The organism is Streptomyces sp. NPDC127190, assembly GCF_042672505.1.
Taxonomy (GTDB): domain Bacteria; phylum Actinomycetota; class Actinomycetes; order Streptomycetales; family Streptomycetaceae; genus Streptomyces.
The window spans coordinates 1-16,863 of record NZ_JBHXVE010000032.1; the positions used below are offsets into that span (position 1 = coordinate 1).

Below are 16,863 nucleotides of genomic sequence, written 5' to 3' on the forward strand. Positions count from 1 at the left end.
CCCCACCGCGATCTGGGGCGTGCTCGTCGCCCACCCCCCCGCGCCGCCCCCCCCCCCCCCCCCGCGGGGGGCCGCCCCCGCGCGGGCCCCGCGCGCCGCTGATCCCGGACCTGTCAGCCCGCTTGTGACGGGCTGTTGCCCGCTTGACCGACCGTCACCCGACCGTCACCAGTTTCCAGAGGTGGTCCGCGGTGCCGTTGTCGCTCCACTGGAGAGCGGTGGCTCCAGGCGCCGTGGACGCGCTCTGGATTCCCAGGAGCAGGCCGCTGTTCTTGTTGATCAGTTTGCTGTAGCCGCCGCCGGCGTCGACGACGCTCCACAGGTGGTCCGGGGTCAAGTTGTCACCCCACTGCAGGGCGGTGGCGCCCGCGGTCGTGGAGGCGCCGGAGATGCCCAGGACGAGTCCGCTGTTCCGGTTCATGATCTTGTAGTAGCCGTTCTCGGCCGGCTCCAGCTGCCACTGCTGGTTGAGGCTGCTGTCGGCCGTCTCCTGGTCGACCGTGGCGCCGGCGGTGGTCGCTGCGCCCTTGACGCTCAGGTTCAGACCGCTGTTCTTGTTGACGATCTGCACGGTCTTCTGCGGGTACCAGGACTCCAGCTCCGTGACGCCCACCGACTTGCCCGCCTGGGGGGTAAAGACCACCCGCAGCTGCGAGGCGTTGACGGCCGGGAAGGTGACCTCGTTGGGCCCGTTGGCCGCAGGCGTGGCGGGAGCCTTGGTCTGGCTCGGTACCGACGTCCACGTGCTGCCCGACAGGTACTGCACGTCGAAGCTCTGCGGCGCGCGTACGTTCTGCCCGTCGTCGTACGTGTAGATCTTCAGTTCGTTGACCGGTCGGGTGTAGCCGAAGTCCACGCCGAGGTAGTCGGTGCTGTTCGTGGATCCCATGTTGGTCCACCGGTCGTCGGGCATCCGGTCGTACCCGATGTACCCGTCGATCGCCTTCAGCGGCGAGTCGTAGGCCTGTACGCAGCGGGGGTTGTTGGCGCTGCGGCAGCGATTGCCGTTGGAGGTGGTGCTGGTGTACGACGCGAACGCCTTGGGGTAGGTCGCCGTGTAGGTGCGGTTGTCCCAGGCCTTGAACCACTCCTGGTCGGCGGTCCAGGCGTTGGCGGCCACGTTCTCCAGACGGGTCGTCGTCGCCGGGAGCACCGGGGCCGCCACCGGGATCGTGGCGTTGCCGAGACCGGCCGACTGGTAGATCCGCGTGCCGTCCTGGAAGACCTGCAGGCCGGAGCCCTGGTTGTAGTGCGTGCCGTCCTTGTCCCACAGGATCGTCAGCGTGTGGCCGTGGTACGGCAGGTTCTGGAGCGCGAAGTAGTTCCAGTTGTCCGGGACCAGCGGCTTGAGGACCAGCGTGTCGTTCGCCTGGGGCTTGATGCCCAGCAGGCCGGTGAGCACCAGGTCGTTGAAGCTGGAGTGGTTGTAGTTCTCACTGAAGTCCGACGCGTCGTAGACCCAGTCACCGGTGTCGCCGTCGGCCGCCTCCGCGACGTACGGCTTGCCGTTCTTGTGCTGCAGCGTGGCGAACCGGCTCAGCATCGTGTCGTAAGACTGCTTGGTGACGTAGTTCTGGGCCGGGTAGTCCTGCAGCAGGTTCGCCATTCCGGTGAGGATCGCGGAGGTGTCGTACGGCCAGCTCGGCCCGTCCCAGTGGCAGCAGTTGGTGTCGTCGTGGTTCTGGGTGGCGGGGAACGCCTGGTAGTCGAAGTAGGGATTCGCGGTGATCTTGTCGAGTTCGGCGAACCCGGTCCCCTTGGCGAACTTCAGCGTGTTCGCGCCGGCCTTCATCGGCACCTGGACCGTCACGGCCTGCGCCTTGGAGAACGAGCCCCACGCGCTGGTGGGCGCGTAGCTCACCGTGATCGGTGTGGCGGCCCCGTTGGCGGTCAGGTAATGGGTGGAGGTGGCGCCGGTGGCGTTGGCGTAGTACACGGTCACCGGGTAGGTGCCGGCGCCGGGGGCGTTCACGGTGAACGTGGCGGAACTGTCGGAGTAGTCGATCTGCCCGACGTACTGTCCGTTGGAGGCGCTCGAGCTGCTGTGCACGTTCGCGTGCACGATGGCGGCCTGCTCGGCCTCGAAGTCGTGCACCCGCTCCAGCGTGGTCGGCCCGAAGGGCGCCCCGAAGCGCTGCGAGTCGTTCACGTACTGCCAGGCCGAGGAGTACTGCGCGTCCGGGAGTCCGAACGCCCACGGTGCGTACCCCATCGCCTCCCGCCATGTCGTGCGGGTCCCCACGAGGCCGCTGTTGGTGGAGTTGTCGTTGTACACGTGCATGAAGAAATGCCGCTGCGGATCCCACAGGGCATCCTGCACCCCGGCCTTGAGCGCGCTCGCCTTCGCGGCGAACGTGCTCGCGGTCGCCCCGTCCCCTGTCATCGTCGCGATCTTGCTGATCGCCTGGGCCGCCGCGTACATGTAGCTGTTGATGGTCGGCCGGAAGCCGGCGCCGCCCGAGCCCCAGTTGGTGCTGCGCATCGACGTCTCGGTGAACTCGGTGGCGTCGCGGTCCGGTGTCTGCCAGTACAGGCTGTCGCTCGTCTGGGTCCCGTTGACCGTGATGTTCTGGGTGAAGTTGGAGTTCCACTTGTTGTACAGCGCGATGAGCTGCGGCAGGTCCGCCTTGAGGTGCGTCGCGTCACCGGTGGCCAGATACCGCTGGTACGCGGCACTGGTGATCCACTCGCTGTAGCTCCGCGCCGACGCCTCGCCCGACCCGCGCAGCCAGTAGTTCAGGTAGTCGTCCATGTACGTCGGGTTGCGCAGCCAGCGGCCGTCGAGGATGTGGTACCCGGCCGCGTCCGGCAGTCCGCTGTACGAGGCCTTGCCCGAGTACCAGACAGGCTGGTCGTACTCGGTGGATATGTACCCGGTGCCCGGCGTGGTGTAGCGCAGAGCCCGCTTGTAGCTGCCCCACCGGTAGTAGTAAACGCCGTTGATGTTCGCGTCCGGGGTGTCCAGGAACGGGATGTTGTCCTTGTACCACTGCGGATCGGCCAGACCCTGCGCGGCCAGGATGGCATCCTCGTTGAGGACCGAGGCACCCGTTGCCGCCTTCGCCTCGTTCTGCGACAGACCGGGCAGCAGGACGGCGGCCAGCGCCACGGAAAGGGCTGAAAGAAATACTCTATAAGATTTACAGGAATGCCGACGCACAAGGCCTCCCGCGGACTTGTTAGCGCTCACATTTGAGCTCGCAACAGTGTGCGCGGCGAGGTATGGCTGGTCAATGCACAGGACGCGATCTAATGGCAGTGGTCACGCAGTTCACCGGTTCCGTGTTCGGCGGGTCGGCTGTCACCGGGTTTTCTGGTTGAAGTTTGGCTCATAGGCGGGGGCCGCGCTTGACAGGCTTTTGTCTGTCCACCCTTTCAGTCACCCGGCAAGGCGATCGACGGTTGCAGGAACGAAGCGAAAGCTGATCCCGGGTGGACGCAGAATTCGGCATTCTCAGAAGGCAGTATGTGAGTGCATCGGTGCTTTGTCGTCACCTGAACGTGTGGCAGGACGGCATCCTGGCCGGTCGGCGGCCGTGGGCGTGCTGGGCTGGTCCCCTTGAGCGAGCGCAAGCTCTACAGGACCGACCTGTCCGACGAGCAGTGGGCGCTGGTCGAGCCGGTGATTACCACATGGAAGGCCGCGCACCCCAGTCGGCCCACGCCAACAGATCCCGTGGGTCTGGCAGCAGGTCATGAACATCCGTCATCGTCGCACGTCGAGTATGGCTGTTGCTCCCACGCCTGCCCCTGCCACCTCATGTACATAGCGGGACAATCCTTGGCCTGCCTCCACGACCGCATCCGGCGTCCTCCCCTGCTGGCCCTGTTTGGCGCGCTGGATACACCTCCGGGTGAAGGCAAAGACCTCGTCGGCGTGACCGGCGGGGTCGGCAGTGTCGGTCGCCGCCAATTGGCAGGTGATGGTGCCGGTCCGGGCCGTAGCGACCATCCGCGCCAGGTGGTCGGAGGGGAGGTAACGGCGGCGGCCGCGTTGCCGGCGGAGAATCCGGGCAGTGCGACGGCGGCGGCGGTGGTGCCGCAGCGGTCAGGAACCGTCTGCGGTCGAGCGGTTGGTCGTAGAGTCCCATGGCGCTGACTCCAACGCGTTTCAGGGGCTGGAGGACGTGGCACTGCGGGGAAGGGCCGGACCGCCGTGCGGCCCGGCCCCGAGTGCCGTGGCTCAGAGGGCGACGAGCTGCCAGTCCTGGTTGGTGCCGCCGGTCGTGGGCCACTGGATGACGGCGGCGCCGTCGGTGGTGGAGGCGTCCTTGACGTCGGCGCACCATCCGTTGCGGACGTTGACGAGCCGGTAGTAGCCGCTGGTGGTGGACGGAAGGAGCTTCCACCACTGGTTGTCGGCGCCGTTGTCGGTCCACTGGTCCAGGCTCGCGCCCTGGGCGGAACCGCCGGGGCTCTCCAGGACCTTGCCGCTGCGGCCGTTGACCAGCCGGTAGGAGCCGTCGGTGTTCGGCACGAGGTTCCACTGCTGGTTGGTGCCGCCGGTCCAGGGCCACTGGATGACGGAGCCGCCGTCGGTGGTGGAGGCGCCTGCGACGTCCATCACCTTGCCGCTCTTGCGGTTGACCAGCTTGTAGCTGCCCAGGTCCGCGACGCCGAAGGGCCGGTCGTAGACCTCCAGGTTGCGGATGGACGCGTACACGCCGGACGGCAGCCCGGTGACGGTGACGCGGACGTACCGTGCCTGGGCCTGGAACACGGCCACCTGCACCTGGCTGGTGCTGGTGGTGGCGGTACGGTCGGCGAGGAGGGTCCAGGTGCTGTTGTCGGTGGAACCCTCGATCCTGTAGCGGTAGTTGGTGCTGTCCTTCTCCCAGGCGATGCGGGTGCCGGTCAGGGAGCGGGTCGAGCCGAGGTCGACCCTGAGCCAGTGGCCGGTGCTGCCGTCGTTCGCGCACCAGCGGGTGTTGGTGGCCCCGTCGACCGCCTTCCCGGCGGTGTTGCCCTGGGTGGTCTCCTCGCTGTCGGCGGTGGCGGTCTTGCCGGCGGCGATGTCGGCGGGCTGCACGCTGCGGTCGAGGGTGACGCCGACGACGCTGTCCTGGGGGTGGGTGGTGCGGTCGATGCCGCTGATGGCGACCCGGCCGTCGGCGCCGACCGTGAAGGAGAGGTTGTTGCCGGAGCGTACGTCGAACACGCGCGTGACCTGGGCGTCCCCGACCGGCGGTGTGGTGAAGGAGGTGCCGCTGTAGCCGGGCAGCAGGTGGATGTAGAAGGTGTTGTCCTTGTAGGTGAAGCCGTACTGGCCGTCGACGGGGTTCCAGGGGCCGCCGCGGGTGCCGTAGATGGACTGGCCGCAGGCGGTCATGAAGGTACCGATCTGCCGCAGCAGGTTCGCCTGGGCGGCGGAGACCGTGCCGTGCCGGTCCGGGCCGACGTTGACCATCGCGGTCATGTTCCGCACCCAGCAGTTGACCAGGATGTTCATCGTGGTTCCGTAACTCATCACGGTGGCACTCGAGTTGTAGCCCCAGGTGCCGTCGACGGTGAACACCTTCTCGACGAGCTTGCCGGTGCGGATCGCTCCACTCGGTACCGAGCCGCCCTCGTCGCTGGCGTAGTCGCCCATCCAGCCGGAGCGTGCGGTGGCGACGATGTCGGGCTGGTGCTTGCGTACCATGCCCATCAGGCCCAGCGGCTTGCCGTCGGCGTCGGTCTCGCCGTAGACGGCGTCCACCGGCCACTGGTTGGCGGAGTCGCGGAACTGACCCGGCTCCCAGAAGAACGCGCCGTCGGCGTCGGTGCCCTTTTCGGCGACCCACCCGCCGTCCCACCACAGGTCGTCGATCTTGCCGTACTGGGTGACGAGTTCCTTGACGGACTCGTACACCTCGGTCTTCATGATCCGCGCGTTCTCCTTGTGCGCGGGGTCGGTGGTGTAGTTCCAGGGGTTGGGGGCGCAGTTGGTGCCGGTGACGTCGTAGTAGCCGGGGTAGCGCCAGTCGATCGGCGAGTAGTACAGGCCGACCTTGAGGCCGGCCGCCCGCACTGCCGCGACGTAGTCCTTGACGAAGTCCCGGTTGAACGGCGCCTGCCCGGAGGACCAGGCGTTGGGGTGGTTCAGCGGCCACAGCGCGAAGCCGTCGTGGTGACGTGTCGTCAGTGTCACGTACTTGGCTCCGAAGTCCTTGGCCAACTGGGCCCAGGCCGCCGGGTCGTAGGCGTCCGCGGTGAACTGCTCACTCGTGGCGTCGGTGACGTACTTCCGGTAGTCGCTCGGCGTGATCGGAGCATTGTGCATCCACCACTCGCCCTTGGCCGGGCCCGAGTAGACGCCCCAGTGGATGAACATGCCCAACTTGGCGTCCTGCAGCCACTGGATCTTGGAATCGGGCTGCTGCTCGACGCCCATGTCGGTCTTCGGGATGCGCAAGGGCGGAAGCGGCAGCGGGGTGGCGGCCGTCGCGGCGTACGCCGGTGTCCCCACCGCGATGGAGCCGACCGCTGCGGCCACCGTTGTGGCCGCCATGCCGGCGAGAACCGATCTGCGTGAGATGGATTCCGGCACCGTGGTTTCTCCTGTTCGACGTTGAAACGTTTTCCCCGGAGTCGGCGACTCTGTGTCAGACGGAAGTGCGGCTCGACCGATGGTTCCGGGTCTGTGAGTGTCCCTGCCCCCGTCCTACTCCAACCCGGAGACATTGGATGAATTAACGGCCATCGGTGTTGCTGGTGTCTAGCGTCGTGCACATTTTCTTGCAAAGTCGCCATGAATGCCCGACTGACCCTGTCGGCAGCGGAGTTGACATGGGATGAATCTGACCACGCGTCGGAGTCATGGACTCATGATCAAAACGGCAGGAAGCGTTGACGGAGCCCCTGTCGCGCCCTACGGTGCTCCAGCAGAAACGAACAACTTCCGACAGTTTCCAAGATCTTCGGGGGGGTTGCCGCCCACCTGCGAAGAGCCGCACCCAATGCCGGCCCGCTCCCGCCGGCTTTCCACGAGGAACCCTGATGCTCCGTCGTGCCCGCTTGATCATTTCGGCCGTGCTCATGGGCGTGCTCGCGCTCCTGCCCGCCGGTGCACCCGCACAGGCCGCCCCCGCCACGGTGACCAACGCGACCCAGTTCACCGACACCACCGGAGCCGTGGTCCACGCCCACGGCGGTGGCGTCATCAAGGTCGGTTCCTACTACTACTGGTTCGGCGAGAACCGAAACCCCGACAACTCGTTCAAGTACGTCTCGGTCTACCGCTCAACCGACATGAAGACATGGGAGTTCCGTAACAACGTCCTCACGCAGGGCAGCGCCGCCGAGCTCGCTTCCGCCAACATCGAGCGGCCGAAGGTCATCTACAACAGCGCCACCGGCAAGTACGTCATGTGGATGCACAAGGAGCTGGCCACCGACTACACCCAGGCCCGGGTCGCCGTAGCCGTCTCGGACACGGTCGACGGCACCTACACCTATCTGGGCAGCTTCCGGCCGCTGGGCATCACCTCGCGCGACATGACCCTGTACAAGGACGGCGACGGCACCGCCTACCTGGTCTCCTCCGCCAACCAGAACGCCGACCTTGACATCTTCAAGCTGACCTCCGACTACACCGGCGTCGACAGCCTGGTCGCCAACCCTTGGCCCGGCACCTTCCGCGAGGCTCCGGCACTGTTCAAGCGGGGCAGCGTCTACTTCATGCTCACCTCCGCCAACAGCGGCTGGAAGCCCAACCAGCAGAGGTACGCCACCGCCACCAGCCTCGCCGGCCCGTGGACGGCCATGGCGGACGTCGGCAACGACACGGCCTACGGCTCCCAGACCGCCTTCGTCCTCTCCCTCCAGGGCTCCACGGGCACCTCGTACCTGTATATGGGCGACCGCTGGGGCAACTCCATGGGCGGCACGGTCAGTGACTCCCAGTACGTCTGGCTGCCCCTCACCTTTCCCACCAACACGACCATGGACCTGCCGTGGTACCCCCAGCTCGCCATCGACACGGCCGCCGCAACCGTCACCGGCGTGGGCGGCGGCCCCTACTACCACTTCCTCGCCCGGCACAGCGGCAGATGCCTCGACGTCTCGGACAACTCCGCCGCCGACAGCGCGGTCATCCTCCAGTGGGACTGCGGCGGCGGCCTCAACCAGCAGTGGCGGCTCACCGACGCCGGCGGCGGCTACGTCCAGGTTGTCGCCGAGCACAGCGGCAAGTGCCTGGACGTCTCGGGCGCCTCGACCGCGGACGGCGCCTACGTGAACCAGTACCACTGCGGCGGCGGCACCAATCAGCAGTGGCTGCTCCAGGACCAGGGCAACGGCTACTTCCACCTCGTCGCCCGGCACAGCGGCAAGTGCCTGGACGTGAAGGACGCGTCCACCGCCAACGGCACCCGCCTCATCCAGTGGACCTGCGGCACCGGCACCAACCAGCAGTTCCAGCAGCGCACCGCCTGACCGCCCACGCGCCGTCCGGTGCTCCTTGGCCTCGACGCGCGAAACGCCCATCTTCCAGCCCGCGGCAGCACCGCTGATCCGTGAGCCCGCCTGTGCCACGCCTCACCACCGTCGTGCCAGGCCGTATGAACCACGGCCTGGCATGTTCCTGCGGTGCGCCACCGAGGCACACCCGCACACCCACCACAGGAGGACACCATGCGGACCGTTCTGCGTCTGCCCGACAGACACATCAGACGGATAGCGGCCGTGGCCGCTCTGCTCCTCGCCCTCGCCCTGCTCAGCGGGCGAGTTCCGTCCCCCGCGTACGCCGCCACCAACACCGCGGTCACCGTGGACGGCACCAGCGGCGGACGCACCTTCGACGGCATCGGGGCGATCAGCGGCGGAGGCGGTAACACCCGCCTGCTGTACGACTACCCGACAACCCGGCGCAATGAAATCCTCGACCACCTGTTCAAGCCCGGTTACGGGGCAGACCTGCAGATCCTCAAGGTGGAGATCGGTGGCGACACCAACTCCACCGACGGAGCCGAGGCGAGCATCGAGCACACCAAAGGCACCGTCGACTGCAACGCGGGCTACGAGTGGTGGCTGATGGAGCAGGCCAAGGCTCGCAACCCGGGCATCAAGTTCTACGGCCTGTCCTGGGGCGCCCCCGGCTGGATCGGCGGCGGCAGCTTCTACTCCCAGGACATGATCGACTACCTGATGTCCTGGCTCGGCTGCGCCAAGCAGCACGGTCTGACCATCGACTACCTCGGCGGATGGAACGAGAGGAACTACAACGCCTCCTGGTACGAGAGCCTGAAGTCCGCCCTGAACTCGAACGGCTACACCTCGACCAAGCTGGTCGGCGGCGACAACTTCGGCTGGTCCGTAGCCGCCGGCATGAAGAACGACAGCAACCTGTACAAGGCTGTGGACATCGCCGGTTCCCACTACCCGTGCAGCTACCTGTCGGCGATGACGAGTTGTTCCTCCACTTCCGATGCCCAATCGCTCGGCAAGCCGATCTGGGCCAGTGAGAACGGCTCGGAGGACGCCGAGACCGGCGCGGCCCCGGTCGCCCGTGCCATCAACCGCGGCTACATCGACGCCAAGCTGACCGCCTACATCAACTGGCCCATTGTCGCGTCCCTGTACCAGAACCTCGCCTTCCACGACGATGGCCTGATCACCGCCAACCAGCCCTGGTCCGGCAACTACAGCGTGGGCCGCACCACCTGGGCTATCGCCCAGACGACTCAGTTCACCTCGCCGGGCTGGAAGTACCTGGACACCGCCACCGGCTACCTCGGCGGCTCGCGCTCCAACGGCAGCTACGTCAGCTACGCCGCTCCTGACAAGAGCGCCTGGAGCACCGTCTTCGAGACGATGGACGCCACGGCCTCCCAGACCGTCACCCTCAACGTCACCGGCGGCCTGCCCAGCGGCACCCTGCACGTGTGGTCCACCGACCTGTCGCAGCCCGGCAAGGCCACCCCGCACATGGTGCAGAACGCCGACCTGACCGCCGGCGGCGGCACCTACACCCTCGCCCTCGCCCCCGGCCACATCTACACGGTGACCACCACCACCGGTCAGGGCGCGGGCACCACCACGCCTCCGCAGCGCACCCGGCTGGCGCTGCCGTACTCCGACTCGTTCGCCGGCTACAGCACGGGCCAGGAGGCGAAGTACTTCTCCTCCATGAACGGAGCCTTCCAGGCGGCACCCTGCAGCGGTGGCCGCAGCGGCGCGTGCCTGCGCCAGATGGCGCCCGTCCAGCCGATCCGCTGGACCGATGAGTCAGGCAACCAGCCGTACACCACCATGGGTGATGCGGGCTGGAGCAACTACACGGTCAGCTCCGACGTGCTGCTGGAGAACAGCGGCAGCGCCGCCGAGGTCCTGGGACGCGTCGGCACCCAGGCCAAGAACAACAACGGGCTGAACGCCTACCACTTGCGGCTGTCGGACACCGGTGCCTGGTCGCTGCTGAAGACGGACACCTCCTGGACCTGGACCACCCTGGCCAGCGGTACCGGGGCCGCACCCGGCACGAAAACCTGGCACAACCTGGCCCTGTCCTTCCAGGGCAGCACGATCACCGCCAAGATCGACAGCACCACGGTCGCCACGGTCACCGACAGCACTTACCAAGGCGGCCAGATCGGCCTCGGCACCGCCGGCTACCACCCCGTCCAGTACTCCAACCTGTCCATCACCCCGGGCACCGTGCCCGACCTCACCGGCACCTACAAGATCGTCAGTGTGCGCAGCGGTGAACTCCTCGACGCAGTAGGGGCCGGGACCAGCGACGGCACCCTGATCGACCAGTGGCCCGCCAACGGCGCTACCAACCAGCAGTGGAAGCTGACCCTGAACAGCGCCGGGTACTACACCATCACCGGGGTCGGCAGCGGCAAGGCGCTGGACATCCCCAACGTCACCACCTGGCCCGGCACCCAACTGGAGCTGTGGACGTCCAACGGCGGCGCCAACCAGCAATGGGTGATCGCCCCGTCCGACAACGGCAACTACACCATCGAGTCCCGCTCGAACGGCTACCTGCTCGAGGTGTCGGGGAACTCCACCACCAACGGAGCAGCCATCGACCAGTGGATCACCAACGGCGCCACCAACCAGCAGTGGCAGTTGGTCAGAATCGCCTGACCGGCACCCGGTGAAACGGCGTTTGTCAACTCAGTAGCATCTTGGTCGTTGATGCGCAGTGGAGCAAACCTCGCCCTACTGCGCATCCCCCAACGGCACCCCCGGAGCAACGACCGGCCGGTGCCCGTGCCCGAGCCCAGGTAGTTACCGGTAGTTCGTTGAATTCGGCGGTGGCGTGGGTTGACGGCAGGCCGGGTTGGTCATAGGCCGCTGCTGGCGCCGAGGGAGCGGAACAAGACGATCACTTGCCTGGCAGGGGCGGAGCCGGTGGCCGGTGCGGGGATGCCGGGGTGCAGCGGCCGCAGTTCTTCCTGTCCGAATCGCCCCGGGAGGCCGAGCTGGTCAACGACCGGCGGCTTCGAGCTACTGCGCGGGAAGGCGGCGAGCTCTGTCAGCCCGTTCCTGAGCCGCCCTGGTGCACCTGCACGATGGGTTCGACGCCGCGCGCGTCGACGACCTCGCGCCACGCGTCCAAGCCCGCCTGGGTGAACAAGCCCTGCTCGGTCTCGACCAGGATTCCGCGCTCGGCGAGCCGCTTGAGCTTCAGGCGGGTGTTGTTGATGGTGTTGGGCGCGATCTCCAGGTCCATCGCCTCGCACACCTGCCGGGCCCGCAGCGGGGTGTCGGCCGCGGCGAACACCGCCATGATCTGCTGGTAGGCCGGATGGTCCGGCAGCTTCGGGGACGGCGGTGCGGCCGGGGCCGGCTCGGGTAGTTCCAGCAGCGTCTTGCGGGTGATCCGGACCTCCTCGGCGGTTTGGTGAAGCTCCTGCAGCTGCGCGGAGAGTTCCGCGATCCACTCCTTGACCGCCTCGGCCTGCGCGGCGAGCTTCCGCTCCCGTTCCTCCAGCCTGGCCAGCACCGCTCCGAGCGTCAGCTCCCCGCCGGTCATGCGGTGCGCCAGGCCGGTGCGGTCGCCCCGGTCAGCCGGCGCAGTATCACCGCGGTCATCGCCCAGTACACCCGCGACTCGGAGGTGCGGGGCTGGTGCTCGTAGTCGCGCACCAGCCTGCGGTGCAGCATCAAGATCCCGTAGGCGCGCTCCACGATCCACCGTTTGGGGATCGGAACGAACCCGGTCTGTACCGGATTACGCTCCACGATCTCCACCTCGATGCCCACCTGCTGGCCGTGCGCGACGACGGCATTCTTGAAGCCCTGGTCGACCAGGGCCTTCTGAACGGTGTCGGTGTCGGCGACGACCTTGTCCAGCAGCGCGGCGCCGACGGCATTCTCGTGCGCCGACGCGGGCACCCCGGCCGCGACGTGCACGCTCTGGGTGTCGAGCACCACCAGACTCGGATCCGCCTTCCGGCGCGCCTTCTCCCGCACCTGCCAGCGCAGCAGGTCGTGGACGGTCTGGTCGGTGCCGTCGTCACGCCAGGTGTAGAAGTAGTACTTCACCGCGCCGGGCGGCGGGAAGTCGTGCGGGAGCAGCTCCCACTGGCAGCCGGTGCGGCCCTGGTAGAGCAGCGCGTTGACGATCTCCCGCATCGCGTACCGGCCCTGATGGCCGCTGACCGAGGGGTGCGCGGCCTTCCATGTGGTAATCACCGGCTCGACCAGCGCCCACTGCTCGTCGGACAGGTCGGTCCTGTAGGGCTTGCGCTCGCTCACGGGGACCAGCCCAGCACGCCCACGGCCGCCGACCGGCCGGGATGCCGTCCTGCCACACGTTCAGGTGACGACAAAGCACCGATGCACTCACATACCGCCCTCTGAAACCTCAGTAACAGGCGGAGAGAAGATCACCGAGGATGCCTGCCGGGTCGTGCAACACCCGGGCGCCGTCGGTGACGACCCGATGCGTCCCCGAATCAACAGGATCTGTCTTCGCCCAGGCCGGGGAGCCGATTCCCAGCTCGACTTCCAGGCCGGAGGCCGTGGAACAGCGTCGTTCTGTGATCGGTCCCCACGACTGGGTGCGGATCACTTCACCCAGCCCCAATTCCACGGCCCAGGCATCCTCAAGCAGATATCGAGACTCGTCCGTGGTGAGCAGGACGATGTCGATGTCGGAGTCCGGTCGCACGGCATTGCGGGCGCAAGATCCCACCAAGAGCAGACCGACGATGTCATTACGGCCTCTCGACCAGCGAGTGATCCGGTCGATGACCTCGTTGATCTCAACGACTCGCTCCGGCGACAGCGCCATCGGAAGACTCCCTGCCTGATCGTCGCGATGCACCTCAAATGTCCCATCCGTCGCCGAAGAGCCGGTGCCAACCTCGGACAGCGCCTTCGGCAGGACGCAGGTGCCCACGCGCCAGAACCTGGCATCGGTCCGCTTCACGCCGTCCAGGTCCCGGCCGGCCAGGACCCGGGCGATCCCGCGCCCGAGGGAATCGGCGTTCTCCTCCAGCTGCTTGTCGAACTTCGCAGGTACTCGACGGGGTCGTCGGCGTTCGAGGGCTGATGTTGGCTGCTGCTTCCCACAGCGGTTTCATCAGACGACTCCGCACTCGTCGCAGATGATCCTGACGTCCCCCCAGGAGACGTCGCGCTGGCCGGAGCATGCGGGAGACGTAGGACTCGTGGACGCCCATCTGTTCGGCGAGCTCGCGCTGCCGGCGCCCCACCGCCCCAGCTCCCCCCAGGCACCCGGTCGCTGTCCCTCACCCCCCTTTTAGGCCCTGTCGGCCGGAACTCAGGGGCCGAGCACGGCCGCCGGGACCTCGCGCTCCAACACGGCGAGCGCCTTGGCGTGGCTCCCCACGGCGTCGTAGTCGAAGGTGAAGGTCACCACCCGGACCTGGCCGGCCAGCGGCTGGAGCAGCTCCCACTGCCGTATCCGCCGGGCGGGGCGGTTCGGCAGGGGTGCCTCGGTGTGCGTGCGGCGCAGGGTGCAGCCGTTGTCCAGGGCCGCACCGGGGGTGCCGGGCGGGGCCGGGTCCCTGTCGGCGATCCTGGCCCGCACGGACAACCGTCCGATGCCCGGGGCGTCCGCGGTCGTAGCGCCATCGGCGGCCAGCACCACCCAGTGCGCCGGCACCCGGAAGCGCGCCAGCCCCCGCAGATGCGAGACCTCCCGCAGATCCTCCCCGGGTTGTGCAGCGTCCAGGGCCGCTGCACACAGGGACCGCACCCGGTGCAGTCCCCCCTCGTGCCCGGGCAGCACCCGGGCGACCGCCTCGTACACGGAGACGGCCTCCTCGCCCAGGCGGCGCACCTGCGCCAGGGCCTGCTCGCCGTGAGCCTCGGCCAGCAGGCCACACAGGCGGGCCTTGGCATCGGCCGCCTCCAGGGCCGTCTCGTGAACGGGCACGCCGCCGTCCGCCGGGCCGCGCAGGAACCCCCCGGCGGACCGCAGCGCGACTGCCGCGGCCACCTCCTGGGGGCCGACACCGGGGATCAAGGAGTCTTAGGCCTCGACGGCGCCACGGGCGGCCAGGACGCCGTCGGCGACGGCACCGTTCATGGCCTGGATCATCGCCTGGTTGTAGAGGATCGAGGCGAGCACCCGCACATGCTGTGTGTCGTCGGGCTCGGTCTGCCGCAATCGCCGGACCGCGGCCTCCGCTGCACGGCTGCTCTCCAGCGCCTGCCGGAGCCGCCGGCCCCGCATGTGCTGGATGGCGGCCATGCTCTCCTGCTCCGCCGTTCTGCGCAGCCGTCTCGAGCTCAGTGACACACACCACCTCCGGGTCCATGCGAACGCGGAGGGCGTCGCGCTGGACCACCGATTGTGCAGTCCGCGCGGACACCAGAGCCAGAGGCCTTCCGTAGCTCAGTCGGGGAACTGTAGGAATGCCGTGTGGGCCCGGAGGAGGTGGGTGTCGAGGTGGGTTTCCTCGTACAGGTCCAGGACCTTCTGGTAGCGGCCGCCGTGTACACCAGCGACAACGGGTGTGCAGCGTGGCCCACGGCCCGTACCGCTCGGGCACGTCCCGCCAGCCGGGCCTGTACGGAACTTCGACACGATCCCGTTGAGGACCCTGCGGTCGTCCAGCCGCTTGCGCCCACGCGACGCCACGGGCAGCAACGGCCGGACGAACTCCCCTTCAGCGTCCGACAGTTCATGGCGGCGTCTCACCCGATCATGATCCACCAGTCGAGATCATTTGACGACAGACCCTAGGGCAGCCAGGGCGTCAGCGGGTCATGGCACTTGGAGACGTCGGGCTGCTCGGCGCACTGCTGGTAGGCACGTTCGGCGGGGAGCCGGGACAGGCCGAGCATGGTCAGCGGCAGCGCGGCGATGGCCGTCACCACCGCGATCAGGGCGATCTCCACACCCTTGCGGAGCGCACCTGCACCTCCGAGCGTCTGACTCATGCCCCCAGAGAAGGGCCGCATCCGGCCGCGCGGCAGAGGAAAGCCGCGATACGAGGTTGCGGACCGCGGCGTGCTCTGCGGTGCTGAACACGGCCGTGGCGGCAGCGAGCAGCTGGTCGATGCGCTGCCACTCCGCGAGCTCCGCGGCCGCGCTCGTCGTCCGCCGGGTCCTCGTGCCCGGAAGCCTGCCGCGCGTCGAACCGGGCGTCCTCGAGGGCGCGGGCGACGGCGGCAGCGTCCATGCCCTTCACCCGCCGCCCTACGACGCGCCGGCCGATGCGGGCGGGGTCGACCGGCTCGCGTGCCGCGGCGACGCGCGGGGCGAGCGGACGGCGAGCGGTGCGCCGTGGCGGCCAGGAAGTGGTCAACGTCGACCTCGCTTCGGAGTACGAATGCAGGAGCAGGCCGCCGCCAGAGCCCTTCCGTGGCGGCCCGCCGAACTGAGCCGGGGCCCGATATGTGTCACCACCGACACCAGCTGACCTGCGGCTTCAGGCAGCCGAGGCAGAGGGGTGGACTGGCCGGGCGCAGGGACCGTCACAGGGCTCCGGCGTCCCGGGCCGTCCAGACGCTCGGGTAGATCGGCCGGAAGCCGAGCTCCCGACGGATCCGCTGGTTGGACATGATCCCGAACCATGGGTCGGGGTCCGTGAGCTCGTGGAGCCCGGCGGGCACCTCTACGCCGTTGAGCTGGTACAGCTCGACCGTCGTGACGGGGGCGTCGTCGGCGATGTTGTAGATCCGGCCGGCGATGCCCGGCGTGTACAGCAGACGCATCAGGCCCTGGGCGACGTCCGCGTGGTGGACCATCTGCAGGCGCTGATGCGGCGCCCAACGGTCGGCCCAGTGCAAGGAATTGGCGAGGTGCGGGTCGCCCTCGCCGTAGACGAAGGGGAGCCGTCCGATGCGTACGTCCAGGCCCTTGAGCGCGAGCAGTTCGCGCTCGGCCTCGGCCTTGGACTCGGGGTAGGCACCCCACATCGCGCCGCCCGGCCGGCTCTCGTCCTCCTCGGTCAGCGGGCGGCCCCGTCCGACGCCGTACACGTTGTTCGTGCTGACCTGCACGAACCGTTCCACACCCGAGGCCTGCGCGGCGCGGCCCAGGGCCACCGCGGCGTCCCGATTGACGGCCCATGCCTCCTCATCGGGCACCCCGCGGAAGGAGGCGGCGACGTTCACGACGGCATCCACGCCGGCGAGCGCCTTGCCGAGTGACTCCTCCTCGCGCATGTCTCCTACCGCGACCTGGGCGCCCAGTTCCGCGAAGCGCTCGCCGCGGGCAGCGTCCCGTACCAGGACGCGCACCTGCTCGCCCGGCTGCCGCTGGGCCAGCAGCCTCGGCACGAAACGGCGTCCGACCTGTCCCGTCGTACCAGTCACCAAAGTCAGCATCATGTGCTCCTCACGCACTGCGTCGCCTGTCGTTGATGACCAGCCTCGGCGGATGCGGAAACGAGAGGGAGAGACCTCTTCATCAGGGGACCGGGAGTCCCTGGATAAGCCGGCCGGCCTCGC

The 16,863-nt window shown here is 68.1% G+C and carries 11 protein-coding genes and 1 pseudogene; 3 read left to right on the top strand and 9 right to left on the bottom strand.

The window, feature by feature from the left end; translation table 11 throughout:
* Positions 1–154 precede the first annotated feature (154 nt).
* Entirely contained in the window at positions 155–3,109 is a 2,955-nt protein-coding gene (locus ACFVIU_RS33575) for an RICIN domain-containing protein (protein ID WP_385847201.1), read from the bottom strand.
* A 450-nt stretch (positions 3,110–3,559) separates the two neighbouring features.
* On the opposite strand from ACFVIU_RS33575, the pseudogene ACFVIU_RS33580 reads away from it, so the two are divergent.
* Positions 3,560–3,655 (top strand): annotated as a pseudogene (locus ACFVIU_RS33580) (transposase); the annotation flags it as partial.
* A gap of 528 nt (positions 3,656–4,183) precedes the next feature.
* Here the strand turns inward: ACFVIU_RS33580 and ACFVIU_RS33585 are convergent.
* Entirely contained in the window at positions 4,184–6,490 is a 2,307-nt protein-coding gene (locus tag ACFVIU_RS33585) for an alpha-L-fucosidase (RefSeq protein WP_385847202.1), read from the bottom strand.
* Between the two features lie 488 nt (positions 6,491–6,978).
* Between ACFVIU_RS33585 and ACFVIU_RS33590 the strand changes: the two genes are divergently transcribed.
* Positions 6,979–8,415, top strand: a complete 1,437-nt coding sequence (locus ACFVIU_RS33590) for an RICIN domain-containing protein (RefSeq protein ID WP_385847204.1) — start codon at positions 6,979–6,981, stop codon at positions 8,413–8,415.
* A gap of 198 nt (positions 8,416–8,613) precedes the next feature.
* Entirely contained in the window at positions 8,614–11,073 is a 2,460-nt protein-coding gene (locus ACFVIU_RS33595; protein WP_385847205.1) for an RICIN domain-containing protein, read from the top strand.
* 391 nt (positions 11,074–11,464) lie between these two features.
* On the opposite strand, the gene ACFVIU_RS33600 is transcribed toward ACFVIU_RS33595, so the two are convergent.
* The 7 genes from ACFVIU_RS33600 to ACFVIU_RS33630 all read right to left on the bottom strand — a co-directional run bounded on the left by ACFVIU_RS33600 (position 11,465) and on the right by ACFVIU_RS33630 (position 16,740).
* Positions 11,465–11,965 carry a hypothetical protein gene (locus tag ACFVIU_RS33600; protein ID WP_385847206.1) on the bottom strand — a complete coding sequence of 167 codons (501 nt, stop codon included), beginning with the start codon at positions 11,963–11,965 and terminating at the stop codon, positions 11,465–11,467.
* Positions 11,962–12,690 (bottom strand): transposase, encoded by a 729-nt coding sequence (locus ACFVIU_RS33605; protein ID WP_385847208.1) that lies wholly within the window; start codon positions 12,688–12,690, stop codon positions 11,962–11,964. Before ACFVIU_RS33605 ends, ACFVIU_RS33600 begins: the two co-directional genes overlap by 4 nt.
* A 109-nt stretch (positions 12,691–12,799) precedes the next feature.
* Complete coding sequence (locus ACFVIU_RS33610) at positions 12,800–13,366, bottom strand: nucleotidyltransferase domain-containing protein (protein WP_385847209.1); 567 nt, start codon at positions 13,364–13,366, stop codon at positions 12,800–12,802.
* 354 nt (positions 13,367–13,720) lie between these two features.
* The gene (locus tag ACFVIU_RS33615; protein WP_385847210.1) at positions 13,721–14,401 is read right to left on the bottom strand and encodes a hypothetical protein; all 681 of its coding nucleotides are present in this window, start codon (positions 14,399–14,401) and stop codon (positions 13,721–13,723) included.
* A gap of 33 nt (positions 14,402–14,434) precedes the next feature.
* On the bottom strand, positions 14,435–14,704 hold the full coding sequence (locus ACFVIU_RS33620; protein WP_385847211.1) for a hypothetical protein: 270 nt from the start codon (positions 14,702–14,704) through the stop codon (positions 14,435–14,437).
* A 443-nt stretch (positions 14,705–15,147) separates the two neighbouring features.
* A complete protein-coding gene (locus tag ACFVIU_RS33625) occupies positions 15,148–15,348 on the bottom strand; it encodes a hypothetical protein (protein ID WP_385847213.1) in 201 nt (66 codons plus the stop codon).
* Between the two features lie 537 nt (positions 15,349–15,885).
* Positions 15,886–16,740: an NAD-dependent epimerase/dehydratase family protein gene (locus ACFVIU_RS33630; RefSeq protein WP_385847308.1), complete on the bottom strand. Its 855-nt coding sequence runs from the start codon at positions 16,738–16,740 to the stop codon at positions 15,886–15,888.
* Positions 16,741–16,863: the final 123 nt, after the last annotated feature.